Origin of the sequence: Cryobacterium sp. Hb1 (assembly GCF_004403585.1) — a bacterium.
Taxonomy (GTDB): domain Bacteria; phylum Actinomycetota; class Actinomycetes; order Actinomycetales; family Microbacteriaceae; genus Cryobacterium; species Cryobacterium lyxosi.
On the sequence record NZ_SOHI01000036.1, the window covers coordinates 25562 to 51939 of the forward strand.

Below are 26378 nucleotides of genomic sequence, written 5' to 3' on the forward strand. Positions count from 1 at the left end.
ATGTCAGCTCCGCGCCAGCTTCACTTCAATGCATTCCTCATGGGTTGTGGCCACCACGGTGCCGCTTGGCGGCGGCCACAGTCGCCCGCAGACCAGTTGGGAGACATCAGTTTCTATGAACGGCTCGCTCAAAGCGCTGAACGTGGTTTCTTTGATGCCGTGTTCTTCGCCGACGGACACGCCGTCGGTGATGTGAGTACCGGCCCGCGGTGGTTTCTTGAGCCGTTGACCGCGATGGCCGCGATGGCGCGGGCGACGAGCCGCATCGGGCTGGTCAGCACCGTCTCGGCGACCTTTTACACGCCGTTCCACGCGGCGCGCATGCTTGCATCGTTGGATCACATCAGTAAGGGGCGCATCGGCTGGAACGTGGTCACCTCCATGTTTGACGCCGAAGCCCGCAACCATGGAATGGACGTGCTGCCCTCCCATGATCAGCGCTACAGCCGAGCAGGGGAGTTCATCGAGGTGGCACTGAAATTGTGGGATTCGTGGGAGGACGATGCTCTGGTCCTAGACCGCGGAGGTCTCTATGCTGACCCGACCCGGGTGCGAGCAATCGGCCACTCCGGCGAACACTTTCGGGTGGACGGTCCGCTGACGGTGCCGCGCCCGCCGCAAGGTCGACCGGTATTGTTCCAGGCCGGCGCCTCCGACCCTGGCCGGGCGCTGGCCGCCCGTTATGCCGAAGGAATCTATGCGGTGGCATATGACCTCGCCAGCGGGCAGGAGTATTACCAAGATGTGAAGAGGCGCATCACCGTAGCCGGCCGCGATCCGGATGCGGTGTTGATCATGCCCGGACTCGTCACTTATGTCGGGTCCACACAGGCGAAGGCGCAGGCGCAGCAAGCGGAGGTCGACGCCCTCCTGCCGACCGAGCAGTCGCTCGCGCAGCTGGGAACGTTCGTGCAACAGGATTGCAGTGCCTGGGACTTGGATGCGCCGGTGCCGCCGCTGCCGCCGCTGGCCGGCTTCACCGGGCCGCAGGGCCGGTATGCGACCATCCTACGAATTATTCAGGCTGAGCAGCCCACGGTCAGGCAGCTACTGGGCCGGCTTGCCGCCGGCGGTGGGCATTGCACCATGGTCGGAACGCCGGAGCAGATCGCCGACCAAATCGAGTTGTGGTTTCATTCCGGTGCCGCAGACGGCTTCAATGTCATGCCGCCGCTGCTGCCGGAATCCTTGGACGAGTTCGTGGACCGGGTGATCCCAGTGTTGCAAAGGCGCGGCCTGTTCCGCACCCGCTATACCGCCGATACCTTGCGTGGGCACTTGGGGCTACAACGCCCCACGGTCGGCGCTGACGTTTAGGGTGCTCTGGACGAGCGGGTTTCCTCGTGCAGGGTCGCCAGGAGTGTGCGTTCGTATTCGGCGAACTCTACTGAGGTGGTCATCGACAGCGCGCGCGGCCGCGGCAGGTCGATGGTCAGGTTCAGCCGCACGGATGCCGGCCGCGCACTGAGAACGACCACCCGGTCGGCGAGGTAGATCGCCTCACGGATGTCGTGGGTGATCAGCACCGCAGTCCAGGCGTTTTGGGACCACACCCCCTGCAACCAGGACTGCATGTCCGTGCGGGTGAGGGAGTCCAGAGCCCCGAAGGGTTCGTCCAGCAGCAGGACATCTCTGCCCTGCACCACGGTGCGCAGCAAGGCCGCGCGCTGGCGCATGCCCCCGGAGAGTTCGAAAGGATGTGAATCTTCAAAACCAGACAGGCCGAAGGCCGCAAAAAGACTGGCCGCTTGTGCTCGGGCGATCTTCTTAGTTTCCCCCGCAACCTCGAGGCCGAGGGAGGTGTTCTCCAGAATGCTGCGCCATGGGAACAACAAATCCTTCTGCGGCATGTAGGCAAAGTGTTCATGTTGACCGGTGACGACATCCCCGTCGACTAGGATCTCGCCGGAACTGGCCGTCTCCAGGCCGGCCATGATGTTGAACATGGTGCTCTTGCCGCATCCGCTCGGACCGATCACGGCAACGAATTCACCCGGCTGCGCCGAGAAGGCGACGTCGTCGAGGACCGACCGTACCTGCCCGTGGCCGAGCGGAAACGACTTGCATATTCCGCGCAGTTCGATCTTCGGGGGTGTTGCCTCAACCATGCCGGCTCCTACGTTCCTTCGAATGCCAAGGGATGATCGCCCGTTCGGCGACATAGGTCAACAGAAACAGGCACACGCTCACGAACGCGGTCACTGCAACGGCAGCCAACACAAGATCGGTGCGAAACGAGTTCTTCATCATCGCCATATAAATGCCCAGGCCTCGCTCGGCGCCGACATACTCGGCAAAAATGGCACCGGTGACGGCGTAGGCGATTCCGATTCGGAGGGCTGTGAAGAACGAGGGAAGCGCCGACGGAAGACGCACGTACACGAACTGCTTCCACCGGTTGGCCCCCATGCTGCGCAGCAGATTGATCGCGTCCCGATCGGTGCGGTTGAAACCGTCAATCAGTCCGACCGTGACCGGAAAGAATGTCACCAGGGCGATGACGATGACTTTGGGCAGCATTCCGAACCCGAACCAGATGACCATCAGCGGCGCGATCGCAATGATGGGTATGGCTTGGGATGCCACCAGCAGTGGTACCAGCGCTCGCCGCAGCCCGGGCGAAAAATCGATCAGGATCGCCAGCGTCCAAGCGACGGTCAGGGAGACGGCGAAGCCGAGAAATGTTTCTTGCAGGGTAGGGAGCGTATTCTCCCAGATCGTGGTGCGCGCCTCCCAGCCCTGCTGAAGAATGCGCTGCGGGGAGGGTAAGATCGCTGGCTGCACTCCGCCGGCCGTTACCGCCACCTGCCAAGTGATCACGAGCGCGGCGAGGATCACGGCAGGAGGCGCGAGCGCCGAGAGTAGCCTCATGCGGGGCGCTGGAGCCGGCTTCACGGTGATGCTATTTTTCACTGAGGTAGCGCTCGGTGAACAATGTCGACGTGTCCAGCGATGCCGTGAGCGGTTTGCCGTCTTCGTCGGCCAAGAGGCCGGCACCGTAGAGGAAATCGGCCAGCTCCTGCCAGGTGTCTGCCGATTGAGTGCCCACTTGACCGTTGGCATCTTTGAGGTAGGAAGCGCTCAGTTCTTTCTGACTTTGGTAAACGAGTTCGGTGTTTTCGAAGGCGCCGGGATTGGCCTCGATCAAAATCTTCGCCGCGGCATCTGGATTATCGGCGGCGTACTGGTAGCCCTGTTGCAGGGCCTGAACGAACTGAGCAGTGGCGGCGGGGTGCTTGGCCGTCCAGGCCCGGTTTGCCTCGACGATCACCGAGTATTGGTCCGGTACGCCATAGTCCTGCAGAGCGAAGAACTTCATCGGGGTGCCACGAAGAGCGGCATCGATACCCTCCCAGGTGGTGAATGCCGAGGTGAAGTCAACTTTGCCGGCATAGAGGGCCTCATAGGCGGAGGTGCCCAGCGTGATTTTCTTGAACTCGCCCGTTCCACCATCGTTCTTGATCACGTCCGAAGCCTCGGTGGGAAAAGTTGCGCTGGGATCTGCCATGCCGAGGGTCTTGCCGTCGAGGTCCTTGGGGCTGCGAATGTCGTCGCGGCTGGCCAGGACCCCGATCGCCGTAGCGTCGTGCTGCAGCACCGACATCACCGAGATGTTACGCACACCCGCTGCCGCCGCGAAGGTGGCCGCGTGCTGGAAGCTGATACCGAAGTCAGCTGAACCGGCGTTGATGAGTGCGTCGGGGGATGACTGGCTGTAGGGAAGCACCCTCACCTCAAGCCCCGCTTGCGTGAAGTAGCCCTTCTCAAGAGCGACATACAGCCCGGTGTGATTGGTATTCGGTGTCCAGTCCAAGGCGAAGGCCACCGGAGTCAACGCGGTAGACGAGTCGGTGCCTGTCGCCGAATCTGAGGCGCAGCCGCTCAGAGCTGTCGCCGCGGCAAGAGCCAGCGCGACGACCGTCACCCACCGCGACGGCGCACTTTTGGATAGAGATAGTTGCATTGTCGTGCCCTCCTTGATTGCAGAAATATCAGGGCACGGGATGTGAGAAAATTGCCTCCCTGCGCTGGCATGATCCAGATCAGGTTCGACGGTCGAAGATTGATAATCTTCCTCTCAGCCCGGCTCACCGGACTCCCGTGTTCAAAATGAGTGTAACCAAGAAACAGCCACGCCTGGACGAACCGTGTGTCGGTTCACACCTAACGCGTGCGTACCAAGTCTTCGAACATGACCACCACGACTCCGACGAGGTCATCACCAGAACTTCGATCAGTCGCAGTGATGTCCGCTACTGTGCCGATCCTGCTGCCGTGGCCGCCGGTACCTCGATCAGGCGCCCGGATGCGACGTCGTAGATATAGCCATGGATCGGGATGTTTCGCGGTACGAGCGGGTGCGCTTTGATTCGTTCGACATCCTCCAGCACGCTGGACGCTTGGTCTGAGATGGTCAGCCAGTCAATGTACTTCCCCTCGGCGGAGCCCGGGCCGGTGCCGACGTCGTAAAACCCTCCCTCTCCCAAGGCTGCTGTTTCCAAACTGTTGGCCAGGAGGCCCCGGATGACGTCGTCGGTGAAGAATTCCATTCCACAGTTGGTGTGGTGAATGACGAACCACTCTTTGGTACCGAGCAGCTTGTATGAAATGACGAGGGAGCGTATGGCATCGTCAGAGGCGCGCCCGCCGGCGTTGCGGATCACGTGTGCGTCGCCCTCGCTCAAACCCGCGTACTGGGCAGGGTCGAGGCGGGCGTCCATGCAGGTGAGGATGGCGAAGCCGCGCGCTGGCGGCAATGCGAGTGTGGACTTCTCACCGAATGATCGAGCGTAGGCGTCATTAGCTTTTTTGATTTCCTCGAGCACGGTCACGGATGCATCCTCCAGAGTCGAAAAAAGACGAGCCTGGCTGGCCGACTTTTGTCGATCGTACTTAGCGAACCTACGAGCAAAACGGATGTTTCGAAATATTCCACTCACACCCTGCTCTCGGCCTTCGTGGACGATAGATCTACTCGACCGCGCGAGCCAGGCAGGAGGACGCTGTCACAAGGGTTCCGCTATCCGATACGAGCAAAGCGGGACCGTCAATCGCGGGCGAGGCACAGCAGGGTATCGAGCAGCACGTTCGCGCCGTTCTCCACGTCGATCCAGGCAGTGTTCTCCTCGGGGCAGTGGCTGCGGCCATCGATGCTCGGCACGAAGATCATGCCCGTCGGCGCCAGCTGCGCCATGTTTTGCGAGTCATGGCCGGCCCCGGACGGCAGCGAGCTGTACAACAACCCGCGCGCGACGGCCGCGGTGGCGATGGTTGCCTGGATGTTGGCGTCGAGCTGGACCGGCGGGATCGTGACCTCAAAATCGAACTCCACTGCCACCCCGTAGCGCAGGGCGATCTCCCGGGCCGCATCCACGATGGTTGTCTGCAACGTGTCCACCAGATCCGCCTCCGCTTCCCGGAAATCCACCGTGACCCGGGCCAGCCCGGGGATCACGTTGGCGCTCCCCGGCTCGACCGTCACGATGCCCGAGGTGACGACGGCGCGCTCGCTGACGCTTGAAGCCACTGCGGGCAACGCCACGAGCAGCGCGCCGGCGGCAGTGAGGGCGTCGCGGCGCCGGTCCATCGGGGTGGTCCCGGCATGGTCGGCCCGGCCCCGGAACGACACCACGCCGCCGCCGAGCGCCACGATGCCGGTGACCACGCCGATGTCGTGCCCGAGCTGCTCGAGCATCGGTCCCTGCTCGATGTGCAGCTCCACCGTGGCGTGCAGCGCGGCGGGGTCTAACTTGGTCGCCGTGGCCGCGTCGAGGTCTCCGCCGGCGGCTGCGAATGTGTCGGCGAACCGGTCGCCGTCCCGACCGGTGAGCGACTCCAGCTCGGTGCGGGAAAATCCTCGCGCGAGTGCGCTCGACCCGAACAGGTGGGCATAGTTGCCCTCCTCGTCGGTGAACATGACCGCCCGCACTGGTCGGTCCAGAGCTGGGCGTTCCTCTTGGATGCGGCGCAGGCATTCCAGCGCGGCGAGCACGCCGAGCGCCCCATCGAATGCGCCCCCGTTGGGCACGGTGTCGATGTGCGACCCGGACCACACGGCGGGCCGGCCGGCAGTGTGGTCGTCATAGTCGGGCGATACGACGATGTTGCCGATGCCGTCTGCTTCCGCGCTGAGACCGGCCTCGGCGCAGCGCCCCAGCAACCAGGCGCGGGCCTCGCCGTCCGCAGCCGAGAAGGACGTGCGATCCAGGCCACCGCCCGGCCCGCGGCCGATGCTGCCGATGGCCTCGAGGTCAGCGACCAGCCGGGGTCCGTTGACCGAGAGTCGGGCTGCTGCGGTGTTCATGCGGCGCCGCCCGGCGTGCCGACCCGCGACAGGACTGCGGTGAGGGCGGCGGTGAGCCCGGCCGCCAAGGCCGGCTCGGAGTCGGGGGCGAACTGCGGGGAGTGGTTGCCGGCGACGGAATCGGTTGCGGCGATGGTCTGCTGGGAATAGCCGCCGAACATCCAATACACCGAGGGCACGCCGATGGCCTCGGCGAGCAGTCCGAAGTCCTCACTGCCCATCACCGGCGGCACCTCGATGACGCAGTTCGTTCCGAGGGCGCCGCCGAGCTCAGCGATCAGCTGTTGGGTCGCCGCCGGGTCGTTGTAGCAGCGGGGAAATGTGGAGAGCACCTCGATCACAGGTTCGGGGGCTCCGGATGCCTGTGCTTCGGCCGCGATGATGCGGCGCAGCGAGTGCAGTACGCGGGTGCGCACCTCGACGTCAAAGGTGCGCACGTTGACGGTGAACTCGGCAGTGGCGGGGATGATGTTTTCCTTGAGTCCGCCGTGGAAGGTGCCGACCGTGACCACGGCGGCCTTCATCGGGTGCACCTCGCGCGACACGATGGTCTGCAGACGCACGATCATGTGAGCACCGAGCACGATCGGGTCGATCGACTGATCGGGCTGGGAGCCATGGGCCTGGCGGCCATGCACGGTCACCTTCCAGGAATCGGCCATGGCCATCGCCACACCGCTGCTGATGTCGACGGTGCCGGCAAGGCCGGGCCATACGTGCTGGCCATAGACGATCTCGGGGCGGGGGGCGCGGTCCCACAGTCCGTCGGCGAGCATGGCTACCGCTCCCGCCCCGGTCTCTTCCCCGGGCTGGAAGATGAACACGACGGTGCCTGCCCAAGCGGACGGGTGGGTAACGAGGTGCTCGGCCAGTGTCAGCGCGACTGTCATGTGAGTGTCGTGGCCACACCCGTGCATCATAGGCACGTCGGTGCCGTCGGCCAGGGTGCCGCGGGCGGTGCTCGCGTAGTCGAGTCCGGTCTCTTCCTGGATCGGCAGGCCGTCGGTGTCGGCGCGGTAGGCGACCGTGGGACCGGCGCCGTTGCGCAGGATACCGACGACGCCGGTTCCGCCGCAGCGGAAGGTCTCGAGTCCGAGGTCGTCAAGGCGCCGGGTGAGGAACGCACAGGTCTCGGTCTCCTGCATGGACAGTTCCGGATGCGCGTGCAGGTGCCGGTACAGCTCCTGCATTGTGCGGGTCGTGGTGTCATCAGTCGGAATTACGGTCACGGTCATGAGATCTCTTTCGTGGAGTCGGAACGGGGTTTGCTGCGCAGGAACCAGGCCAGCACGGCGGTGGTGACGACGGTGATTCCGGTGGCGAGGTTTGCGATGGTGGGGATAGCGGGCACGAGCACGAAGAAGACGAACCCGGCTGTGCCGATGGCGATAAGCGTGACGCGAGGTTGTTTCAAGGACACTACGAGCTGCACGATGACCCCGCCGATGATGCTGGGAAAGATGTACAGGCGCGCAACGTCGGTGACGTCGGCTGGCACGATATTGACAAGCCAGGAACCCAGTAGGCCGACGAACACCAGCATGAAGAACACGTGCACCATTGCCGCGCCGCAGATGGCCATCAGGGCTGAGAATTCGCCGCGCTTGGTGCCGGCCTTAGCGCCGATGGCCGCCTGGGCGACCAGAGCAGAGGGAAGCAGCTTGTTGGCGATGTTACCGATCATGAACGCCTGGTACATCGCCGCCGGGCCAAGGATCGGGTAGTAGGTGATCGGTTCGACCACCCACAGCACCGAGAACACCGCGGCAACGGCCAGAAAAGCGATCCAGACCTGTGTCTGCGTGATGCCAAGGTCGGCGAACAGCACCAGGTAGAGCGGCGCGGCGAGCGACATGACCAATGCGGCGATCATGGTGAGCCGACCCCAGCGGCTCGTCGTGCGGTCGAAGGTCGCCAAAACGGCGGACGGCGTGGAGATCACTGTTGTGGAGGACATGCTGGCCTTTCTTGAGGTTGGAGTCAGGCGCCCGGCATGAGGCCGGTGGTGTGCAGGGTGTATGCGACGAAGAGCCCGATCACGATGGAAAAACCAAGACCCCATTCGCGCAGCCAAGCCACGTTGAAACGGTGCGCCAGGAACAGGCACATCCCCATCACCGCGGCCGAGGTGAGAACGGTCAGGATGTGCACGGGAGTTTTGCGGAGCTCTCCGATACCGAGGCTCGCGAACGCTCCGAGGAGAGCCGCAGCGGGAATGATGGCCATCAGGGCGGGGTTCACGCTGCGCAGCCGAGAGTCGCCGCGTCTGAGCAGCGGGGTCAGCACCAGTGTTGCGATCATCCACATGGCGCCGGAGAGACTCATCGCCATAAATGCGACGGCGAACACGCTCTGGGTGTAACTCGCGTCGCCAAGGGCTGCTCCCATGGTGGTGGCGGCAATACTGGCCGAGGCAGTCTCGGTGGCAGCCGACCCGACCAGACCGACGCGCACCAGCACAGCCGGGGTTCCGAACAGGCTGAGCAGGGCCACGCTGACGAGCACTACCGCCAGGGAGGGGCCAATGGCGGCCACGGCGCCGGCGCGGAAAGAGGTTTTCAGCTCGGCCGAGCTGATGCCGGCCGCCGGCGCGGCGATCCGGGCCGCACGTACGTACACGACCGTTTGCAGGATGATGGCGGCGAACACGCCGACAGCTAAAAGCCACAGGATTGGCAGGTTGGCGATGGCGAGGATGTCGGTTGAGCCAGGGTCACCGGGCAGAGACGTGATCATAAGTGCTCCAGAGCTGGAATGCGGGTGGGGCGGTGCGTGATGATAGGTTCGGCGCTAAGGAACTCCTTGTATTGTCAAGGAACGGCGTACGAGCAGAGGTGGATTGTGCGGCTACTGGATCCCCTGGAGCGGCGGATCGCGGCCGCGCTGCAGTTCGACGGGCGCAGATCTTGGAGCCAAATCGCCGACGTGCTCGGCGAACCGGAACGCACTGTCGCCCGCCGAGGCTGTGAACTGATCGAAGCCCGACTGGTGCAGGTTGCCGGACTCCGCCCACAATCCACATCGGTGATCATCCGCGTGCAGACCGCGCCGGGCACCACTCGCGCGACTGCGAACGCACTGGCGCAGCGTCGGGATTCGACCTTCTCGTACACGATGACCGGCGGCGTGGATTGTGTCGCCGAAGTGCTGACCGAGGCCGATCTGATGCCGGCGCTGCTCACGGACGAGATCCCCGGGACGGTCGGCTTGGTGCGCGCAGTCAGCTACCCCGTGATGCACTACTTCCGCACCATCCGCGGCTGGCAGCCTGACTTGCTGACGGAGGTCGAAGCGGATGCTTTGCGGGCCGGTGTAACGACGGACACGTGGAGTCTGCAGGAGCCGCAGCGGCTGAGCCGGGTCGACAACGAGATCGTGGAGGCGCTTTGCCAAGACGGTCGGGTGTCCTGCGAACGGTTGGCCCGCCTGACTGGTGTGTCCAACGCCACGGCCCGCCGCCGCACGGAATGGCTGCTGCAGAACAACCATGTTTACATTCGGGCGGTCGTTGAACCGGCGAGTGTCGGGCTTCCGGTCGAAGCGTTTTTGTGGATCCGCAGCGACCCGAAGAACGTCGAGGCGGTCGGCCGAGACCTCGCGGCCTCGCCGCTGGTGAGGTACGCAGCCGCGGTCGCCGGCGACTACCAGATCGTCGCGAATGTCACCGCGAAAGACCAAGCCGCTCTCTATGCCTGCGTGACGTCCGCGCCCTGGGTTGCTCACACCAAATCGATTGATGTCAGTCTGCTGCTCGAGGCTTTCAAACGTGGCGGACGAGTGCTGCAGCCCGCGCGTATCTGAACGCCTCCGACGCATCTCAGCTACCGGTGTTCCGCAGATCGGGAGCCTGCCACGCATACCGCGTGGCCTGTTCGAAGCAGTAGCCCACCCGCAGCAGCTCGACGTCCTGCCCGTGGTCCATGACCAGCTGCAATCCGACCGGCAGACCGGACTCGCTGAAGCCCGCTGGCACGCAAAGCGCGGGAAGCCCGGTCGCAGAAACGATGCAGGCGGAGCGCATCCACTCGAGGTAGTTGTCAAACGGCACGCCGTCGATCGCGGTCGGATACCGCAGGGCGGCATCGAAGGGAAGCAGCTGGGCAGCCGGACTCGCGAAGACGTCGTAGCGGGCGAAGAAGACGCGGGTCTTCTGCGCCAACCGGGTGCGGGCCAGCGCGGCCGAGACGACGTCGGCTCCGTTCAGAGCAAGGCCGCGCTCGACATTCCAGCGCACCTCGGGTTTGATTTTGTCGCTATGCCGGGCCACGAGATCGCCATAGGACAGGGCAAAGTCGAACGCGCGCACTGTGCTGAACACCTCGTCGGCGTCACGCAGGTCAGGGGCGGCCTGCTCCACCGTCGCGCCGAGGTCTTCGAACACCTGCAGCTGCTGGTGCAGCACGCGCAGAACCTCTTTCTGCACCGGAATGCCCAGACCGAAATCGTCGGACCAGCCGATGACGAGCCCGGTGAGATCGCGCTGCAGCGGCTCCAGAAACCGGCGTGCCGGCACCGGGTTGGGGTACGGTGTGTCGGCGTCTGGCCCGGCAAGCACCGACATGGCCAGGGCAATGTCGGTAACCTCCCGGGCCAGCGGACCGCTGCGAGAGAGCCAGCTCCAGGCGTTGAGGCTCGGCTGCAGGGGGATCACACCGAGCGACGGCCGGAATCCCACCACATTGCAGAAGGAGGCGGGAATGCGTAGCGAGCCGCCCATGTCGCTGCCGTCGCTAATGGTCTGGATGCGCGCGGCCAGAGCGGCGGCGGCCCCTCCGCTACTGCCGCCCGCGCTGAGCGAGGGGTCGTACGGGTTGGTGGTCGTTCCGAAAACCTCGTTGAACGTGTGTGACCCGGCTGCGAACTCCGGCACGTTGGACTTTCCGGTGGTGACGACGCCAGCGGCCTTGAACCGTTCGATAATCAGATCGTCGTGGTCGGGAACGTGATCGGCGAACAGCGGTGACCCGAAGGTCGTGCGCAGGCCGGCGGTGGAATGAGTGTCCTTATGCGTCATTGGAACGCCGTGCAGTGGAGGCAGATCATCGCCGCTCAGGGTGCGGGCGTCGGCGGCCACCGCGAGGTGACGGGCCGCCTCACGGTCCTGGGTGATGATGGCGTTGATGCGAGGGTTGACCCGGTCGATCTGGACGAGGTGCGCGTCAAGGGCTTCGTTGGCCGAGATCTCGCGTCGGCGAATGGCCCGAGCAAGCGCGGATGCTGACAGCTCGGTGATCTGGTCGTTCACGGTTTATCCCCTGCCTGGCCGGTAGACCGGATATCCCGGGTGCGTAGAAGTCTCGTGGTCGGCAGCCGGAATAGTGAACGGAAGTCCGTGAATACGGCCGATTAGACGGAGATAGCCACGTTTTTGACCGATTTCGTCATCAAGGGGTCGGCCGGGTCAGGTGTGGAACACCCGCTGCTGTATCTTGTCGAGGCGCTCAGACGGAAAAAGTCCGGCAGGGACGATTCTTAGAAGGTCCTGTGACGCCAGGGGTGACTCTAGAGGATGAGCACGAATCTCCGACCACACCGCGCCACTCGACGCGGTGGCCCTCGGTCTTGACTGGCTATTCAGGCCAGCCGTGGGGGCGGTTCTTGTTCTGCTGGCAGCCCTGTCGGTGCTGGTCGCGACCCGGCGACCCGGCGCGGCGATCCACTTCCTGCTCATGGTGCTGATTCCTACCTTGGGCGCCGACGCGATCAAGCTGCTCGTGCACCGGGCACGGCCTGATATCCCGTCACTCCCGCACATCTTGCTGCTCGAACCGGGCGAACTCAGCTATCCGAGCGGTCACACCAGCTTGGCCGCCTGCTTCCTGGTTGGCATCGTCATCGTCACGGCCGGTCACCGGCGGCATCCGTTTGTAATGGGAGCGGCTGCAATCGTGGTGCTCGCCACGGCAGCATCCCGAGTGCATATGGGGGTGCACTATCCGTCTGATGTGGCCGTGTCGATCGTGTACTCGATCGCTGCCGTGGCGTACTTCGTCTTCCACCTCAACGCTGTGCTCGCCTTCTGGATCGCCGACATCCTGACCCGTCCGCTGGGCGCATCCACCGGCGACCTTCTTTCCCAGCCCGTCACCGACGGGGGCTGGGGCTGGGGACAACGGGAACCAGCGTGCTCTTTCTGGCCGTGATCCTCGTTCTGGTGATCGCGCTGACCCGCCGCGCCCGCACCACGGATGCACGTCTGACGGCCACGGTCTAATCACCGCGTGCGACAGCGGATGCTCGGCCTGTCTTCAGATGATTCAAAGAAAGTCCTTGCAGCATGAACACCATGACCGTTACCGCACTGCCCACCTCCGGATTGCTGGATCCGCAGTCGGTGATCGCCAGCGCCGGCGTCTGGGGCCTCGTCGTGGTCTGCGCGATCGTGTTCGTGGAGACCGGCCTACTCGTTGGGTTCTTCCTGCCCGGCGACACACTGCTGTTCTTCACCGGCGTGCTCACCTTCAGCGGGGTGATCAGCCAGCCGCTCTGGGTCGTCATCCCGGCGATTGCGCTGTCGGCCGCGCTGGGCGACCAGCTCGGCTACACCATCGGACGCACGACGGGCCGGCGCATCTTCGACCGCCGCGATTCCGGCCTGTTCAGCCGCAAAAGTGTGACGCGAACGCAGGAATTCTTTGAGCGGTTCGGGCCGGCGGCCGTCACGATCGCCCGCTTCGTGCCGGTCATTCGTACTTTTGCTCCCGTCGCCGCCGGCGTGGGCAAGATGCCCAGGCGGGTGTTCACGATGTTCAATATCCTCGGTGCTGCGCTGTGGACGACCGGGGTCGTGCTCCTGGGGTTTGGGCTGGCTCATATTCCGGGCGTCGCCGATTTTGCCGCACGCTACATCGATCTCGTGCTGATCGGAATCGTCGTGCTCTCCGTGGTGCCCGTTGTCATCAGGACAGTCGTCACACGTCGTCAGAATTCTCGCGTGTGACCACCGTGGTGCGCGGGGCACTGCGCGGTCAAAGCGCGGGGTGACAGAATTGAGCGAAGAGGCGATACGCATTTCGGTGGCCCTGTGTAGAGAAGGAAAAACCATGGCGACAATTGAGCTGCTCCACATTGCCGGCTGCCCGAACTCGGAGCTGACCCGCGTTCGGCTGCAGCGCGCCGTCGACAACGCGATGCCCTCGAACACACTGATCACATCCACTTTGGTCGATTCTGCCGAGACGGCCGCACAGGTCCCGTTCGCTGGATCGCCGACGATCCTCGTCGACGGTGTCGATCTCTTCCCAACGGATGGCCGCACCACCGACCTCGCCTGCCGGATCTACCTCACACCGAACGGCCTGGCCGGATCTCCAACCCAGCAACAAATCGAAGCTGCGCTCGCGGCCCATGGATGACGCTTCAGACCGCGCCTGTCCTTGCGGCGGTCACATCTATCCGCGCTGCCGGCTGCACGCGTGAGTGACACGCTCGGTACGGCGGAGATCAATGACGTGCAGACGGTTGACCGTGCGGACACTTATCCTGCACGGCGCCCTCGGCACGTGGTCGCCGTTCGAAATTTGGAAAAGCCGCAGGGCCTGATGCTCTAGGGAACGGCTCGCCCTCCGAAGAGCATCTTCCGTAAGCCGAACGCCGGTCATCGCTTACCGAAATCAACTTTCATTCGTCTGCCGTATTAGAAATTAACGTTCAGAGTTCACCTTGGGGGCGAGGCGCGTTCACACCGCCTCCCTAACGTCGCAGTTATGACCGAAACAACAATTCCCGCGCTGGCAACATCGTTCAATCCGGGGTCCATCCACACGCCAGAACGTATCCGCGCCAGACTGATCGATTTCAGCCCAGCCGAGCGGCGCGTGGCTGATGCGGTCCTGCGGGACCCTTTTGGCGTCATCCACCTATCGGTAAGTGAGCTGGCCGCGAGCGCCGACACCAGCCCCGCGACGGTCATACGATTCTGCGCGACTCTGGGGCTGCGCGGCTTTCAGGAACTCAAAATCACGCTCGCCAGCGAGTCGATACCGAGCGAACGTCGCGTTCTCGGCGAAATCCAGCCGGGTGATGGGGTCGCCGAAATCACGCTCAAGGTCATGGACACAACTGCCAGAGCAGTTGGTCAGGCCGCGCAGACTCTCGATCTGAGCGTGCTCGAAGCGATCGCCGAGCAGATAGTTGGCGCCCGCCGTGTTCTCTTTGGAGCGGTTGGTACGTCTGCGCCGCTGGCAGTGGACACTGCCTATCGCCTCACCCAGATCGGCATTGACGCTACATTTGCCCTCGACGTGCACACTCAGCATGTCAGCGCACGGATGCTTCGAATCGGTGACGTTTTCTTTGCCATCAGCCACACAGGCTCGACCTTTGAAACACTCGCCACCACCCGCGCAGCGAAACTTTCCGGCGCGACTACCGTCGCCCTGACCAGCTTCTCGCATTCTCCGTTGACTGAGGTGGCAGACCTCAGCCTTGTTGCGGGGAGCGCCGAAACTGCTTACCGCGTTGAGTCGATGTCGAGTCGGATCGTGCACTTCGCCGTGCTGGACGCTCTCTTTGTCACCCTGGCACTGCGCAGCAGTACCAGCTCAGCACACTTGGCCATGACCGAGGATGTGCTGATCGAGCACCGTATATAGCTCCGTCCAATCTTGGAGAGCCTTACCTGCCAACTCGACCCGAAGCCTGAACAGCCCAAATCACAATATGTAAAGGATCTACCGTGCACGGAATTGTCGCCTACAGCTCGGGCCAACCGGCCGAGGGCATTGCCGTTACCAATGGCCATCACGTTACCCAGACCGACGCCTCCGGCCTATTCGCCCTGCCCGATGAAGGTTCCTTCGTCGTCATCACCCGGCCAACGGGCCATACCGCGACACCGTGGTGGTACCCGGTTCCGGCAAACCACGAAACCCAGATTCGTTTCGAACTCCTGTCGATGCCGCAGTCTCTTCCGTACGAGTTTGTGCACCTCACGGACACTCATATGACGGTCCCGCAGGACGCGACGGAAGCGGATGACACTCGCTCAGGCCTCTACCGCGAAGGAAGCCTTCCCGGCCAAGTCCGTGATTTCCTCACCCGGCTACCGGAGTACGCCCCGAACGCGCAGAGTATCTTCGTTACGGGTGACCTCGTCGACCACGGCGTTACTGAGGAATACGAAGCGTACGTTGACGTGCTGACGTCGAGCCCGGTACCCGTGCACCTCATTCCCGGAAACCACGACCATATGAACGGGCGCCACGGCGCCATCATCAGCCGCAATAATTATCTCACCAATGATGGAACGCCCGAGCTGTATGAACGCTACTTCGGGCCACGTTGGTATAGCTTCGATGTCGCGGGGCTGCATGTGGTCACACTCGATTGGCACACCCATGAGCTCGGTATCGACCACGAGGTGCAGAACGCCTGGGTGCGGGCAGACCTTCAGCTTCGGCCAGAGGGCAGCCCATGGATTTTACTGTTCCATGACCAGCCGAATTTCTCCATCATCGAGCAGCTGCCGTGGTTGCCCAAGGCAACCTTTTCGGGCCATTGGCACACGTCGAGAGTCGTCGAGGTTGACGGTACCCTGCACGTAAACAGCCCCACCACGTTCTTCGCAAGCCTCGACTACAGTCCGCCGGCCTACCGTCTTGTCACCTGGGACGGCGAGAACATCACGTTAAAGACGCAGACGCTGCTGACCGTTCCCGTCCCCGACGTCCTCGGCGATGTAGCTACGTCGACTTTTGCGGCAACGAGCACGCCGTCGAACAATTCGGCCGTGCTCTGGCGGGCCGAACTCGGTGGCGCCGGCCATCGGCAGCGTGCATCCGTTGACGGCGACCTCGTTCTCGCTGGCGGCCAGATCGAGGATCGTGCGGCCGGGACAGTGGAGGCCTTCGATCTGGCCACCGGGGCGCTGGTCTGGCAAGCACACACGGCTTCGGCAGTGAAGACGACGCCTGCCGCCACTTTGAACGTTGTCGTGGCTGCTGAAGTGAGCGGCGACCTGACCGGGTTTGATCGCACCACCGGAGAGGTCATCTGGACCTTGAAATCGAGCGATCCGCTTCGCCGGTTCGCCTGGGGCAGCCCAACGGTTGCCAACGGAGTGGTCTACCTCGGCGACCAGTCCGACTTGCGAGCCGTGGACATCCGCACCGGAGAAGTAATCTGGCGTCGCACCGACCTTTCGCCGCATCACAACCTCGTGAACCACTCAGCCCCGCTGCTGATCGATGATCTGTTGGTCATGGGATTCTGGCCCACGCCCGAGCATCCAATAGGTCTGAACGCTCAAACGGGCGAGTCGGTGTGGAACCGGGCCGGCTGGGACGGCACGGATCCCTTCCTTGCGCTCAAGCGGATGCTCATCATGGGCACGGCCAGCTACGATCCACAAACTGACACGGTAATTATGCCGGCGTTTGGCAGCACCGCGCGCGTGAATCGGGCCACAGGCGCAACGATGTGGACGCAGCCGCACCAGGGCGGATTCAGTCCGGCTACGCCGGTCATCACGGATGCGGGATACATCATTACGGTCACGGGGCATGGGCTGCAGCTGCTCCAGCGCGAAACTGGCGACACGTTATGGGACCTGCCGATCGCAGGTTCCGCCCCCTTCCCGATGGCGTCCTATACAAAAATCCCGCACCCCGTTATCGCAGCACCAATCCTGGTCGAGCAGCACTTGGTACTGCCCGGACTTGACGGCATCGTGCGGCGGATCGACCTTGAAGGCAAGCTGATCGGGCAGACTCAACTCGCGTCACCGATCGCCGCAGGTCTCGTGGACGCAGGTGACCGGCTCATTGCTGTTGGCGTCGACGGCAACGTGCTTGCTTTGTCAAAGGACATTGCGTTATGACGACTCTCCTGCGCGACGAGAAAATTGTCATCGCTGCTCGCCTCCCTGCACAGCCGTTGCGGCGTTCACGTACGAATCTTGTTCCCGCACTATTTCTTCTGCCAGCCGGAATCGGTATCGGTACATTTGTTATCGTTCCTGCCGTGTTGTCGCTCGCGGCGAGTTTCTTCTCGGTGCCGCTGACCGGCGGCGCGTGGACCTGGGTGGGCCTGGCCAACTACGAACATGTCCTCACCGATGCTGCCGTACTGCAGGCCATCGGAAACACCCTCGTGTATTCCGTGATCACGATCGTGCCCAGCCTCGGGATCGGTCTGTGCCTAGCGCTGCTTGCAAATTCTGTGGCGCGAGGGCGCGCCTTCGTGCGAACCGCATTGTTTTTGCCGATGACGGCCAACCTCGTGGCCATGGCGGTCGTGTTTCGTTGGCTCTTTGCATTCCAGGGCGGGTTCATCAACCAAGTGCTGGGGTTCGCCGGATTTGGGGCGGTCAACTGGCTCGGCGACACGAGTACATCGCTGCTGACCTTGGCCATGGTTGGCGTGTGGCGGAGCGCATCGTTTAGCATGATGATCTTCTTCGCTGGGCTGGCCACCGTCCCTGGCACCATCCACGAGGCCACCAGGGCCGAGGGCATCCGTGGCTGGACAAAACTCACCCGCATCACGCTGCCCATAATGAAACCGACCGTAGTCTTCGCCACGGTCGTTGCCGTACTCGGCTCGATACAGGTTTTCGACACCGTCAATGTCATGACGCAGGGTGGTCCACAGGGGGCCAGCGAAACGATTCTCACCATGACCTGGAAACTTGGTTTTGGCTACTTCGATCTCGGGGCAGCGTCCGCGCTGTCCTTCCTGCTACTTGTCGTGCTCGTAGGCATCGGACTCATCCAACGTCGCGTACTCGCAGGAGGTCACAAATGATTCACGTGTTGCGAGCCGGACGATGGCTGGTGATTACCCTGGCCGTTCTGGTGTCGCTCTTTCCCTTTTACTGGATGCTGCGGACCGCCGTTTCTACCGCCGACGAGGTGTTCTTTGACGGCATCTCGCTCATCCCTGCGAGCTTTGATTGGTCGAATTTCGCCCGAGCCTGGACAGAAGCCAATCTTGGCCAAGCGATTCTCATCGGTTCTGTCATGACACTGTCAATCCTGGCGCTCCAGCTCATCACCTGCATTCCCGCCGCTTATGTGCTCGCCAAAGTTCGCATGCGCGGAAAAGGCGTCGCCCTGGCGATCGTTATCGGCTGTTTACTCGTCCCTGGGCAGGTCAGTTTGATTCCCATCTTCATCGGAATCAACAGCATCGGCCTGGCCGACTCTCTCCCCGGACTCGTTTTGCCCTATATGACCAGCGCGTTCGGGATCTTTCTCCTCCGACAGCAGATGATGGCCATTCCCGATTCCCTCATGGACGCGGCACGCACCGACGGACTAGGGCACTTCCGAACTCTCCGAAACGTGGTCGTTCCCATGGCTGCACCCGGCATCGCCGCCTTCAGCGTCTTCTCTGTCTTCACCCACTGGAACGACTACATGTGGCCGCTCCTCATCGCCCGCAGCCCCGACCTTGCCACCCCGCCCCTCGCCCTTGCACTCTTTCAACAAGCTGACGCGGGGTTCGACTACTCCGCACTCGCAGCAGGTGCCGCAATCGTGACCGCACCTGTGATCGTTCTCTTTCTCATCGCGCAGAAGCGGTTCGTTCAAGGCATGAGCGGAGCGGAGATTCCAGGATAACCACGCGCTAGATCAGGGTCTGCATTATTCTTCCCGCGATTTTCCCGAAGTTCCGAACTGCAGTTCATACATATAGGAGTTCTTGTTATGTTGACCAAACGACTTTCTCTCTCACTCGGTGCTCTGGCCGCCGGCTCTATCTTGTTGTCAGGATGTGCGGCATCCGGGGCCTCGGTCCCCGCAGCCTCCATCGCTGCGGCAGCCAACATCGCCCATTGCAACCCCGCAGAAAATACCATCACTGTCACTTATGGGCAGATGGCCAATGAGGCTATGGCTATTGCCGTCGCGAATCTGCAGAAGACTTATCCTGACCTCACCATCAACGCTACGCCGCCGTCGACGTCTAACTACAACGAGCTCACCCAAACTATTGTGGCTGACATCGCGGTGGGTAATCGTCCCGATCTCATCATGACAGGACTGGGCCAGCTGCAATTCTGGGTTGATACCTACTCTCCGTCACCAATCGACACATCGGTGTTGCGACCGACCTACAAGACCCAGTTTCTTGGCGCTGGCACGGTCGATGGAACGGTCTATTTGGCGACGAATCAGATTTCCGCCACGGTCTTGCTTGTCAATCAGGACGCGCTGGACTCTGCCGATGCGGGCGAAGCGAAAGACATCAAAACTCTCGACGATCTCGTCGCCGCCGCCGAAAAAGTAACCGCCGATACTGGGCAGCCGTCGGTGAGCATACCAACCGACGGCCTTCCGGAATGGTTTAGCCAAGCCTTGATTCAGGGTTCGGGAGAAACGTACGTCAACTCCGACGGTACCGCGGGCTTTGGCTCCGAGAAGGCCATCGAGGCGCTCTCCATTTGGCCCACACTCAAGAACAAGAATCTTGAACTTGGCGTAGTGAACAATCAGGATGCCATCGCCCAGTTCATTGGAGGCAATGCGGCATTCCTGATCTATACGACCTCGACTATTGCCACGATTCAGGAGGGCATCGGCGACGCATTCAATTGGATGCCTGTCGATCTACCCAGCGTTGGTGGGGAAGAAGGCGCCCTGCCCGCCGGTGGCAACGGCTGGATCGTCCTCAGCGAAGATGCCTGCCGTGCAGCGTATTCGAATGCCTTGATCGCCGAGCTGCTCTCTCCGGAGGCCGTCTCCGCCGCCAGCGGCACGTCGTACAGCTACATTCCAGTCGACACCGAAGCGGGAGACGCGCTCCTTGCCAGCGACGCCGCGACGAAGCAGTTGACCTACGCGTGGAGCTACGATAAGCCGCTTACACCGTGGGGTGGGTTCGCCGGAAAGGACACCATGGAGATTTTTGACACTGTGCGACTGATGACGCAGAAGCTCCAGTCGGGTGCCGACGCCACGGAAACGGTGAACGAGACTGTCACGAACATCAACCAGATTGTGAGCGAGTAACAACATGACCGCGGTCAAGATTCTCGGAATTCACAAATCCTTTGCCGAGGTAAAAGCCCTCGACGGGATCGACCTGACCATCGAGGATGGCGAGAACTTCGCTATCCTCGGGCCGTCAGGGTCGGGCAAATCCACGTTATTGCATATCATCGCCGGGCTGGAGGACCCTGACGAAGGAACAGTCGAGTTCAATGGCGTTGCTCAGAATGGAATTCCTCCGCATAAACGAGACGCCGCTATCGTGTTCCAGCATTTCGCTCTCTATCCGCACCTCTCATCTCTGGAGAACATCACGCTCGGCCTGCGTCATGGCCTGGGGCTCAACAAACAGGTTGCTAATGCTCGGGCCAACGATGTGGCCGACAGGATGCAGGTCAAACATCTGCTGGACAGGAAACCAAAAGAAATGTCCGGTGGTCAGCGCCAGCGCATCGCTCTCGCCAGAGCGCTGGCGAGACAAAGCGGGATCGTGCTGCTCGACGAGCCACTTTCCGGCCTGGACGCGCAGCTCCATGCCGTACTTCGTCTGGAAATTGCGAGCATTCTGCGTTCCGTTGGTGCCACCGGCATCAACGTCACTCATGATCAGCTCGATGCCATGGCGATGGCCGATCGGATCGCGGTCATCAACCTCGGACAGATCGAACAGCTGGGCACACCCGATGAGCTCTATGCTGTGCCGCAGACACTCTTCGTGGCCTCATTCATCGGATCACCGCCGATGAACCTCCTGAAAATCGACGAGGTGACGGGCGAGTCTGCTTTCGGACTGCATTCTGCTGCCCGGGCTTCGGGCGCACTCACTCTCGGCGTCCGTGCCGAACACCTCACACTGACGACCCCCTCGGATAGTTCCAGCACGTGGGCGATCACCGGAGTTGTCGGTCTGGTCGAACCGACAGGGAAAGATCGAATCGTACGGTTGATTAGCGACTCCGGTCATGCCGTTACTTTTCGCTGCGACGTCGAAGACACTCCCAACCCGGGCGCACGGGTCACGGTGCACTGCGCTCCAAGCCTCGTGCACGCTTACTCTCAAGAGACCGGACGTCGCGTTGGAGCGGCAGAGTCGGTCGGGGCCACCCTGCGTCAATCGGTCCTCGCGTAATGGACGCAACCGTAAGCACAATGGAGTTAACCGACACCATGGTGATGTTTGACTGGAATGGCACGGTCGTGCTTGACGCCGATCGTGCCCGGGCGTCGCTGAATTCAGTACTCGAGGCGCGAGACCTGGGAGCGCTCGACACGGATGAATTCTCTAGAAAATTTCGCCTGCCCATGAAGAATATGTTCCGCGATCTCGGCGTGCATTCACTCGACTTCGCCGTCGCTGAAGCCGAGTGTAACCACCACATGACCCAGACGCCCACGCGTCTTCGCGCGGGTACTAATGCTGCTCTCCTGGCGCTGTCAGAGGCGGGGGCTTGGTTGGGCGTTGTATCTGCCGCTTCCGCTGCGGCAGTGCAGTTCGACCAGAGATCGTTATCTGTGCTGCCAGTCTTAGATGTCGTCGATGCCGAGGTCGCAGACAAGGTGTCGCAACTGGTCCTACATCGAGCTCGTCGCAAGCGCGCATTTTATATCGGCGACACGGAGTATGACATGGTCGCTGCTTCCGCGGCAGAGTACATACCTATTGGTGTTTCGGGCGGTTACTCCTCTGAACAGGTGCTGCGTAAAGCCGATGCTGCACACATCGTCGAGTCGCTGGGCGAAATCATGGCTCTCGTTGCGCACACCGACTGCGGACGCAAGTAAATTCGGCATAACTGCGTGCCGAGCCCACCTCGCTACCGTGCCTGCCTCAGCGCGCGGCCCCGTCGTCGTGCTTCAGAGAGGGACTCCCATCCGTTGGAGTCTTTGAAGTGCTCGGCCGTCTGTACGAGCCAGAACACCGCGAAGGCGGCAAGAGCGACGACTTCGACGATGAACACCGAGTTGCCTATTTGCCAATCTTCAGGCCGAATAAATTTTGCCAGAATTAGAGTCCCAGCGATGATGTCGAGGAACATGATCACACCGAGGACAAAGTAGATGCCCGAGTACATTCTCCGGTGGAAAAAAGCCGGTGGAGGTGGCTGCGACTGATTGTCGCGGTCCGCCCACTGGCGCCAGGCTTCGATAACGGTCACAGTTGCGATGAGGATGAAAAAGGCACCCGCCGCGGCGACATGTCCGTATTGCCGAAACAGATCCTGACCCGGCACATTCCAGAGCGCGAAGTACAAGATCCAGACGAAGAAGCCGAGTGCGAGGATCACCCGAAAGGCCTCCGGTACGGGGCGAGACTTGTTGACGTAGTGCCATACGTTCCATCCCAGTGCAACTATCATCACGGTAATCGAAATTATCAACCAGATTTGAAATCCCGTTGCTACATACGGAAGCTGGTCGGCGGGAATGCAGTCGATTGTGCTGGGGCAGTTCGCAAGCTGTGCAGCTGGACCAACCTCACTCGGTAAGACAGGTGTCGGGACGATCGCGATCAGCGGGGCGAGAAGGGCCGCGAGGTTGAGCAGGTAGCTTTGCACGCCTTTCCCCGCGATGGCAAGAAGCGCAAGCGAGGCCGAGCACAGTGCGCCGGTGAACACGATGCGTGCGGGCGTGTAGTAGTAGTGACTGATCGAGCGAAGTGTCTGCCCATCGTGAACGAGGTAGTCGTCAGGGGTGAAAAAGAAAACGGCGAGGAGTATTGCGACAACCGTTCCGACAATGCCGAACCGGAGAAAGAGGTACGTCTTTTTCAGGACATCGCGGTATTCCATTGCAATCTTGAGTTGCGCCTGGCTCAGAGGTGCGTGTGTCTCGTTTAGCCTCGACGCCTCTGTCATTTTCCGTGAGTCATCTGAGGTCCACGATTTTTTCATGACCTGAGAGTATCCCGATGGTCGGCCGTGCACTACGGGGATGCGTCAGGCGGCTACCGTCGTCACCAGCCGCGTTGTTTCCACTCGGAGAGTTTGCTCCGCTCGGCTCCGAGCGTTGTGCCTGCTCCATGGCCCGGGTGCACCAGTGTGTCGTCCGGGAGGTAGTCGAAGATTCGGGTGACGACGTCGTTGTACAACGACGAGAAACGTTGGGCATCATCGTTGGTGTTCCCCAGTCCGCCAGGGAAGAGCGAATCGCCCGTGAACAGATGGGCGGGACCATGCGGGTCGCGGTAGAGCAGGGCAATCGACCCGGGGGTGTGTCCGCGCAGGTGCATCACTTCGAGTTCAATGCCATCGACGTTCCTGACGTCCCCGTGATGCAGAGGTATGTCTGTGGGCACGGCAATGTCTGCAATATCGTCGAGCCCCGCTGCAGTGGGTGCTCTAGTCACCTCCCTGACCTCACCAAGCGCCCGAACATGATCCCAATGCGAGTGTGTGGTGACAATGAGGGCCAGCCTGACGAGGGCTTTCGTGTCCTTCTGGGCATCTGCGAGAAGGGTGAAGATGGCGGGTGCATCGTCGGCGGCGTCAATCAGTACCTGCACGCCGCTCGATTTCGAGGTGAGTACGTAAACCTTATTGCTCATCTCGGATACCGAGATGCTGCGAACCGTGAGGGCGTTGAGATCGTGCATAGTCCTGTTCCTATAACCGGTTGCGGGTCTCGTACGGCGGCGTCGCAGGGTTAGCGGTAGATCGTGGGGGAGTCACGTCGACCAACTCCGCGATAACCCGACTTTCAGCTACTCGGGCACCGTCATTTCTCCCATTTGGCCCCAACCTTCAGCGTCGATACGCTCGCTGATGATCTCTGGAGTCTTCACGAGCGCTTGCGGCATAGCCTTCATTGCCGCGGAGAAGTGCGCACTGTTCACGTGAGATCCAGCCGCATCATCGTGGAATGCCTCGACGAGAACGAACTGGTGAGGATCCTCAACACTGCGCGACCAGTCGAACCACAGGTTGCCTGGTTCCTGGCGCGTGGCCTCTGTGAAGTCGCGTGTCAGGTCCATCCAACGATCAGTCCACTCTGGTTTCACAGTGAACTTGGCAACGATGAAAATCATGAAATGGTCCCTTTCCTCGGTCACGTCCCGTTGAGTGGCGGCGCTTCCTGAAAACCCGATGGTGAGTTATTCCAGTGTAGGCGGCGGTCGGTCCCGAGCGGATGACCGAAGCACCTGTCGACTAAAATCGAAATGGACGATCTAGACCGATTACCGCTGAGGAATTGTGACCATGAAAACTCGTAAAGTAGCCATAATCACGGGGGGCTCCCAAGGCATCGGAGCAGGTCTGGTGTCCGCATTCCGCGAGCTCGGCTATGCCGTCGTCGCTAATTCACGCTCCATCACGGCGTCTGAACACTCGGACGTCATCACGGTACCCGGAGATATTTCGGACCCCGCTGTGGCCGGGAAGGTCATCAGCACCGCGATGGAGAAGTTCGGCCGGATCGACACGCTCGTGAACAACGCCGGAATTTTTATCGGTAAACCATTCACCGAGTACACCCAGGAGGACTACAACAACATTCTTCAGGTGAACCTCGGGGGATTTTTTCACATTACGCAGAAGACCATCGCGCAGATGGTCGAACAGGGAGCGGGCCACGTGGTGAACGTGACAACGACGCTTGTTGAATTCGCGAACTCAAGCGCTCCGTCGGCTCTCGCCTCGTTGACCAAGGGCGGACTATCTTCCGTCACGAAGTCCCTGGCGATCGAGTACGCCGGCCGCGGTATCCGCGTGAACGCCGTTTCTCTGGGAGTCATCCACACACCCATGCACCCGGAAGAAACGCACGGAATGCTCGCAGGCTGGCACCCGGTCGGACGGATCGGCACGATCGATGATGTCACCCGTGGCGTCCTCTACCTGGAACAGGCTCCGTTCGTCACGGGCGAGATCCTACACATCGACGGTGGACAAAGCGCCGGAAGCTGAGTCATCATTCGACGTGCAGGCTGCGCTGGCCGTCTCGTCTTCGACTCGGGAAAAACGAACAGGAGAGAAACCGATGATCGCGCTTGATAGCGTCGCCCGAGTTCGCATCTTGACGGAAGTCTTGGATGCGTGGGCGAACGGCATCCGTGAGCATGAGCCGGAACGTGTCGCGTCCCACTTCACCGAAAATGCTCTATTCCAGGGCGTCGCGCCGACGCATTCGATTGGCAGGCTCGGTGTGATCGGCTATTACGATAGGCAGCCTGTAGGCCTCAGTCCCTCGTTCCGAATCCTGGAACACCGCCAGCTCTCCGACTCAACGCTGATCTCCTATATCGACGTCGACTTCACCCGTCCCGACGGCGTCGTCATTCCCGTTCACCTGACGGCTGTGCTGGAATACATCGATGGTTCCTGGCTCATCAGCCACTACCACGTTTCACAGGTCGAATAGCAGCGACTCGTCGTAGCGGGTGCCGTCAAGAAGCATGGCGACGCTCGTGTGGCGGATTTGCCGGCGTTGGAAGCGTCGGGAACATTTTCGGCCCCGCCCTCGTTGTCGCCACCATGACAACTATTGGAATCATCGGTGCAGGAAACATTGGCAGCCAGGTCGCTCGCAAGGCGATCGAAAATGGTTACGACGTCGTGATCAGCAATTCCCGAGGCCCGGAGACCCTCGCCGAGCTCGTAGCCGAGCTGGGCCCGAAAGCGACCGCCGGAACCGCGGCGCAGGCCGCTGAGGCCGCCGACGTCGCGATCGTGACGGTGCCGCTCAAGGCTTACGTGGATGTGCCCGTTCAGCAGCTCGCCGGCAAGATCGTTATTGACACCAATAACTACTACTTCGAACGCGACGGACACATCGTAGCCCTCGATAACGGCGAAACGACCGTGACCGGCATGCTGCAGAAGCACTTGCCCACGTCGCGCGTGGCGAAAGGGTTCAATCACATTACGGCCGCGGACATCACCGCCGACTCGCACCCGACCGGCGACCCGGCCCGGCGCGCGCTGGCAACGTCCTCCGACTTCACCGACGCCTCCGACTTCGTCACCAAGCTCTACGACGAATTCGGCTTCGACACAGTGAACATCGGCCCTCTCGTCGAGAGCTGGCGTGTCGAGCGTGACCGTCCGGCCTACGGCATCCGTCAGACGGTTGCAGAGCTCGAGGCCAACCTGGCGAAGGCACCGCGCACGGTATAGCGTTCGCCGACGGTCACCCTCAGCAGG

General features: G+C 61.8%; 27 protein-coding genes and 1 riboswitch. Of the genes, 15 read left to right on the forward strand and 12 right to left on the reverse strand.

The annotated features are described in order from the left end of the window. Positions 1 to 1317 (forward strand): LLM class flavin-dependent oxidoreductase, encoded by a 1317-nt coding sequence (locus tag E3T38_RS15000; RefSeq protein ID WP_134548928.1) that lies wholly within the window; start codon positions 1 to 3, stop codon positions 1315 to 1317. Here the strand turns inward: E3T38_RS15000 and E3T38_RS15005 are convergent. From E3T38_RS15005 to E3T38_RS15040, 8 genes are all read right to left on the reverse strand, one after another. After that, entirely contained in the window at positions 1314 to 2108 is a 795-nt protein-coding gene (locus E3T38_RS15005; RefSeq protein WP_134548929.1) for an ABC transporter ATP-binding protein, read from the reverse strand. The genes E3T38_RS15000 and E3T38_RS15005 overlap by 4 nt on opposite strands. Further along, the gene (locus tag E3T38_RS15010; protein WP_134548957.1) at positions 2101 to 2871 is read right to left on the reverse strand and encodes an ABC transporter permease; all 771 of its coding nucleotides are present in this window, start codon (positions 2869 to 2871) and stop codon (positions 2101 to 2103) included. The genes E3T38_RS15005 and E3T38_RS15010 overlap by 8 nt, the downstream gene beginning before the upstream one ends. 31 nt (positions 2872 to 2902) lie before the next feature. Further along, positions 2903 to 3964, reverse strand: coding sequence for an ABC transporter substrate-binding protein (locus tag E3T38_RS15015; RefSeq protein WP_134548930.1), 1062 nt, complete (start codon positions 3962 to 3964; stop codon positions 2903 to 2905). A gap of 39 nt (positions 3965 to 4003) precedes the next feature. Beyond that, positions 4004 to 4113, reverse strand: a riboswitch (TPP riboswitch). A gap of 140 nt (positions 4114 to 4253) precedes the next feature. Further along, a complete protein-coding gene (locus tag E3T38_RS15020; protein WP_134548931.1) occupies positions 4254 to 4832 on the reverse strand; it encodes a carbonic anhydrase in 579 nt (192 codons plus the stop codon). 215 nt (positions 4833 to 5047) lie between these two features. Continuing rightward, positions 5048 to 6304: a Zn-dependent hydrolase gene (locus E3T38_RS15025; protein WP_134548932.1), complete on the reverse strand. Its 1257-nt coding sequence runs from the start codon at positions 6302 to 6304 to the stop codon at positions 5048 to 5050. After that, complete coding sequence (locus E3T38_RS15030; protein WP_134548933.1) at positions 6301 to 7539, reverse strand: amidohydrolase; 1239 nt, start codon at positions 7537 to 7539, stop codon at positions 6301 to 6303. The genes E3T38_RS15025 and E3T38_RS15030 overlap by 4 nt, the downstream gene beginning before the upstream one ends. Continuing rightward, positions 7536 to 8261, reverse strand: a complete 726-nt coding sequence (locus tag E3T38_RS15035; RefSeq protein ID WP_104195595.1) for a hypothetical protein — start codon at positions 8259 to 8261, stop codon at positions 7536 to 7538. The genes E3T38_RS15030 and E3T38_RS15035 overlap by 4 nt, the downstream gene beginning before the upstream one ends. Positions 8262 to 8284: 23 nt before the next feature. Further along, on the reverse strand, positions 8285 to 9040 hold the full coding sequence (locus tag E3T38_RS15040; protein ID WP_134548934.1) for a DUF5058 family protein: 756 nt from the start codon (positions 9038 to 9040) through the stop codon (positions 8285 to 8287). A 105-nt stretch (positions 9041 to 9145) separates the two neighbouring features. Here E3T38_RS15040 and E3T38_RS15045 point away from each other — a divergent pair, with 105 nt between their 5' ends. After that, positions 9146 to 10105, forward strand: coding sequence for an Lrp/AsnC family transcriptional regulator (locus tag E3T38_RS15045; RefSeq protein ID WP_134548935.1), 960 nt, complete (start codon positions 9146 to 9148; stop codon positions 10103 to 10105). A 16-nt stretch (positions 10106 to 10121) separates the two neighbouring features. Here E3T38_RS15045 and E3T38_RS15050 read toward each other — a convergent pair whose 3' ends face one another. Beyond that, positions 10122 to 11549 carry an amidase gene (locus E3T38_RS15050; protein ID WP_134548936.1) on the reverse strand — a complete coding sequence of 476 codons (1428 nt, stop codon included), beginning with the start codon at positions 11547 to 11549 and terminating at the stop codon, positions 10122 to 10124. A gap of 340 nt (positions 11550 to 11889) precedes the next feature. Between E3T38_RS15050 and E3T38_RS15055 the strand changes: the two genes are divergently transcribed. The 10 genes from E3T38_RS15055 to E3T38_RS15100 all read left to right on the forward strand — a co-directional run bounded on the left by E3T38_RS15055 (position 11890) and on the right by E3T38_RS15100 (position 22020). Next, a complete protein-coding gene (locus E3T38_RS15055) occupies positions 11890 to 12447 on the forward strand; it encodes a phosphatase PAP2 family protein (protein ID WP_198417365.1) in 558 nt (185 codons plus the stop codon). 143 nt (positions 12448 to 12590) lie between these two features. After that, complete coding sequence (locus E3T38_RS15060; RefSeq protein ID WP_166805541.1) at positions 12591 to 13244, forward strand: DedA family protein; 654 nt, start codon at positions 12591 to 12593, stop codon at positions 13242 to 13244. 103 nt (positions 13245 to 13347) lie between these two features. Continuing rightward, positions 13348 to 13659, forward strand: a complete 312-nt coding sequence (locus tag E3T38_RS15065; protein ID WP_134548938.1) for a hypothetical protein — start codon at positions 13348 to 13350, stop codon at positions 13657 to 13659. Positions 13660 to 14010: 351 nt separating this feature from the next. Continuing rightward, a complete protein-coding gene (locus tag E3T38_RS15070) occupies positions 14011 to 14898 on the forward strand; it encodes a MurR/RpiR family transcriptional regulator (RefSeq protein ID WP_104195585.1) in 888 nt (295 codons plus the stop codon). Positions 14899 to 14981: 83 nt separating this feature from the next. Further along, positions 14982 to 17123 carry a PQQ-binding-like beta-propeller repeat protein gene (locus E3T38_RS15075; protein ID WP_198417366.1) on the forward strand — a complete coding sequence of 714 codons (2142 nt, stop codon included), beginning with the start codon at positions 14982 to 14984 and terminating at the stop codon, positions 17121 to 17123. Further along, positions 17120 to 18049: a carbohydrate ABC transporter permease gene (locus E3T38_RS15080; RefSeq protein WP_104200621.1), complete on the forward strand. Its 930-nt coding sequence runs from the start codon at positions 17120 to 17122 to the stop codon at positions 18047 to 18049. Before E3T38_RS15075 ends, E3T38_RS15080 begins: the two co-directional genes overlap by 4 nt. Continuing rightward, the gene (locus E3T38_RS15085) at positions 18046 to 18867 is read left to right on the forward strand and encodes a carbohydrate ABC transporter permease (RefSeq protein WP_134548939.1); all 822 of its coding nucleotides are present in this window, start codon (positions 18046 to 18048) and stop codon (positions 18865 to 18867) included. The genes E3T38_RS15080 and E3T38_RS15085 overlap by 4 nt, the downstream gene beginning before the upstream one ends. A gap of 87 nt (positions 18868 to 18954) precedes the next feature. Then, a complete protein-coding gene (locus E3T38_RS15090) occupies positions 18955 to 20259 on the forward strand; it encodes an extracellular solute-binding protein (protein ID WP_134548940.1) in 1305 nt (434 codons plus the stop codon). A 4-nt stretch (positions 20260 to 20263) separates the two neighbouring features. Further along, on the forward strand, positions 20264 to 21367 hold the full coding sequence (locus tag E3T38_RS15095) for an ABC transporter ATP-binding protein (RefSeq protein ID WP_134548941.1): 1104 nt from the start codon (positions 20264 to 20266) through the stop codon (positions 21365 to 21367). A 20-nt stretch (positions 21368 to 21387) separates the two neighbouring features. Next, entirely contained in the window at positions 21388 to 22020 is a 633-nt protein-coding gene (locus E3T38_RS15100) for an HAD family hydrolase (RefSeq protein ID WP_166805542.1), read from the forward strand. A gap of 32 nt (positions 22021 to 22052) precedes the next feature. Here the strand turns inward: E3T38_RS15100 and E3T38_RS15105 are convergent, their stop codons facing one another. The 3 genes from E3T38_RS15105 to E3T38_RS15115 all read right to left on the reverse strand — a co-directional run bounded on the left by E3T38_RS15105 (position 22053) and on the right by E3T38_RS15115 (position 24262). After that, positions 22053 to 23129, reverse strand: a complete 1077-nt coding sequence (locus tag E3T38_RS15105; RefSeq protein ID WP_134548943.1) for a hypothetical protein — start codon at positions 23127 to 23129, stop codon at positions 22053 to 22055. Positions 23130 to 23191: 62 nt separating this feature from the next. Next, positions 23192 to 23830 (reverse strand): MBL fold metallo-hydrolase, encoded by a 639-nt coding sequence (locus E3T38_RS15110; protein WP_134548944.1) that lies wholly within the window; start codon positions 23828 to 23830, stop codon positions 23192 to 23194. A 108-nt stretch (positions 23831 to 23938) separates the two neighbouring features. Next, on the reverse strand, positions 23939 to 24262 hold the full coding sequence (locus E3T38_RS15115) for a putative quinol monooxygenase (RefSeq protein WP_134548945.1): 324 nt from the start codon (positions 24260 to 24262) through the stop codon (positions 23939 to 23941). A gap of 172 nt (positions 24263 to 24434) precedes the next feature. On the opposite strand from E3T38_RS15115, the gene E3T38_RS15120 reads away from it, so the two are divergent. The 3 genes from E3T38_RS15120 to E3T38_RS15130 all read left to right on the forward strand — a co-directional run bounded on the left by E3T38_RS15120 (position 24435) and on the right by E3T38_RS15130 (position 26351). After that, positions 24435 to 25142 carry an SDR family NAD(P)-dependent oxidoreductase gene (locus tag E3T38_RS15120; RefSeq protein WP_134548946.1) on the forward strand — a complete coding sequence of 236 codons (708 nt, stop codon included), beginning with the start codon at positions 24435 to 24437 and terminating at the stop codon, positions 25140 to 25142. Beyond that, positions 25120 to 25596 (forward strand): nuclear transport factor 2 family protein, encoded by a 477-nt coding sequence (locus E3T38_RS15125; RefSeq protein WP_198417367.1) that lies wholly within the window; start codon positions 25120 to 25122, stop codon positions 25594 to 25596. Before E3T38_RS15120 ends, E3T38_RS15125 begins: the two co-directional genes overlap by 23 nt. 113 nt (positions 25597 to 25709) lie before the next feature. Continuing rightward, positions 25710 to 26351, forward strand: a complete 642-nt coding sequence (locus E3T38_RS15130; protein WP_134548947.1) for an NADPH-dependent F420 reductase — start codon at positions 25710 to 25712, stop codon at positions 26349 to 26351. The last annotated feature ends 27 nt before the right edge of the window (positions 26352 to 26378 follow it).

Bases quoted from the DNA above. Each gene is read 5' to 3' on its own strand.
- E3T38_RS15000 (WP_134548928.1), top strand. From the start codon at position 1: ATGTCAGCTCCGCGCCAGCTTCACTTCAATGCATTCCTCATGGGTTGT.
- E3T38_RS15005 (WP_134548929.1), bottom strand. From the start codon at position 2,108: ATGGTTGAGGCAACACCCCCGAAGATCGAACTGCGCGGAATATGCAAG.
- E3T38_RS15010 (WP_134548957.1), bottom strand. From the start codon at position 2,871: ATGAGGCTACTCTCGGCGCTCGCGCCTCCTGCCGTGATCCTCGCCGCG.
- E3T38_RS15015 (WP_134548930.1), bottom strand. From the start codon at position 3,964: ATGCAACTATCTCTATCCAAAAGTGCGCCGTCGCGGTGGGTGACGGTC.
- E3T38_RS15025 (WP_134548932.1), bottom strand. From the start codon at position 6,304: ATGAACACCGCAGCAGCCCGACTCTCGGTCAACGGACCCCGGCTGGTC.
- E3T38_RS15030 (WP_134548933.1), bottom strand. From the start codon at position 7,539: ATGACCGTGACCGTAATTCCGACTGATGACACCACGACCCGCACAATG.
- E3T38_RS15035 (WP_104195595.1), bottom strand. From the start codon at position 8,261: ATGTCCTCCACAACAGTGATCTCCACGCCGTCCGCCGTTTTGGCGACC.
- E3T38_RS15040 (WP_134548934.1), bottom strand. From the start codon at position 9,040: ATGATCACGTCTCTGCCCGGTGACCCTGGCTCAACCGACATCCTCGCC.
- E3T38_RS15060 (WP_166805541.1), top strand. From the start codon at position 12,591: ATGACCGTTACCGCACTGCCCACCTCCGGATTGCTGGATCCGCAGTCG.
- E3T38_RS15065 (WP_134548938.1), top strand. From the start codon at position 13,348: ATGGCGACAATTGAGCTGCTCCACATTGCCGGCTGCCCGAACTCGGAG.
- E3T38_RS15070 (WP_104195585.1), top strand. From the start codon at position 14,011: ATGACCGAAACAACAATTCCCGCGCTGGCAACATCGTTCAATCCGGGG.
- E3T38_RS15080 (WP_104200621.1), top strand. From the start codon at position 17,120: ATGACGACTCTCCTGCGCGACGAGAAAATTGTCATCGCTGCTCGCCTC.
- E3T38_RS15085 (WP_134548939.1), top strand. From the start codon at position 18,046: ATGATTCACGTGTTGCGAGCCGGACGATGGCTGGTGATTACCCTGGCC.
- E3T38_RS15090 (WP_134548940.1), top strand. From the start codon at position 18,955: ATGTTGACCAAACGACTTTCTCTCTCACTCGGTGCTCTGGCCGCCGGC.
- E3T38_RS15095 (WP_134548941.1), top strand. From the start codon at position 20,264: ATGACCGCGGTCAAGATTCTCGGAATTCACAAATCCTTTGCCGAGGTA.
- E3T38_RS15100 (WP_166805542.1), top strand. From the start codon at position 21,388: ATGGAGTTAACCGACACCATGGTGATGTTTGACTGGAATGGCACGGTC.
- E3T38_RS15105 (WP_134548943.1), bottom strand. From the start codon at position 23,129: ATGAAAAAATCGTGGACCTCAGATGACTCACGGAAAATGACAGAGGCG.
- E3T38_RS15110 (WP_134548944.1), bottom strand. From the start codon at position 23,830: ATGCACGATCTCAACGCCCTCACGGTTCGCAGCATCTCGGTATCCGAG.
- E3T38_RS15115 (WP_134548945.1), bottom strand. From the start codon at position 24,262: ATGATTTTCATCGTTGCCAAGTTCACTGTGAAACCAGAGTGGACTGAT.
- E3T38_RS15120 (WP_134548946.1), top strand. From the start codon at position 24,435: ATGAAAACTCGTAAAGTAGCCATAATCACGGGGGGCTCCCAAGGCATC.
- E3T38_RS15130 (WP_134548947.1), top strand. From the start codon at position 25,710: ATGACAACTATTGGAATCATCGGTGCAGGAAACATTGGCAGCCAGGTC.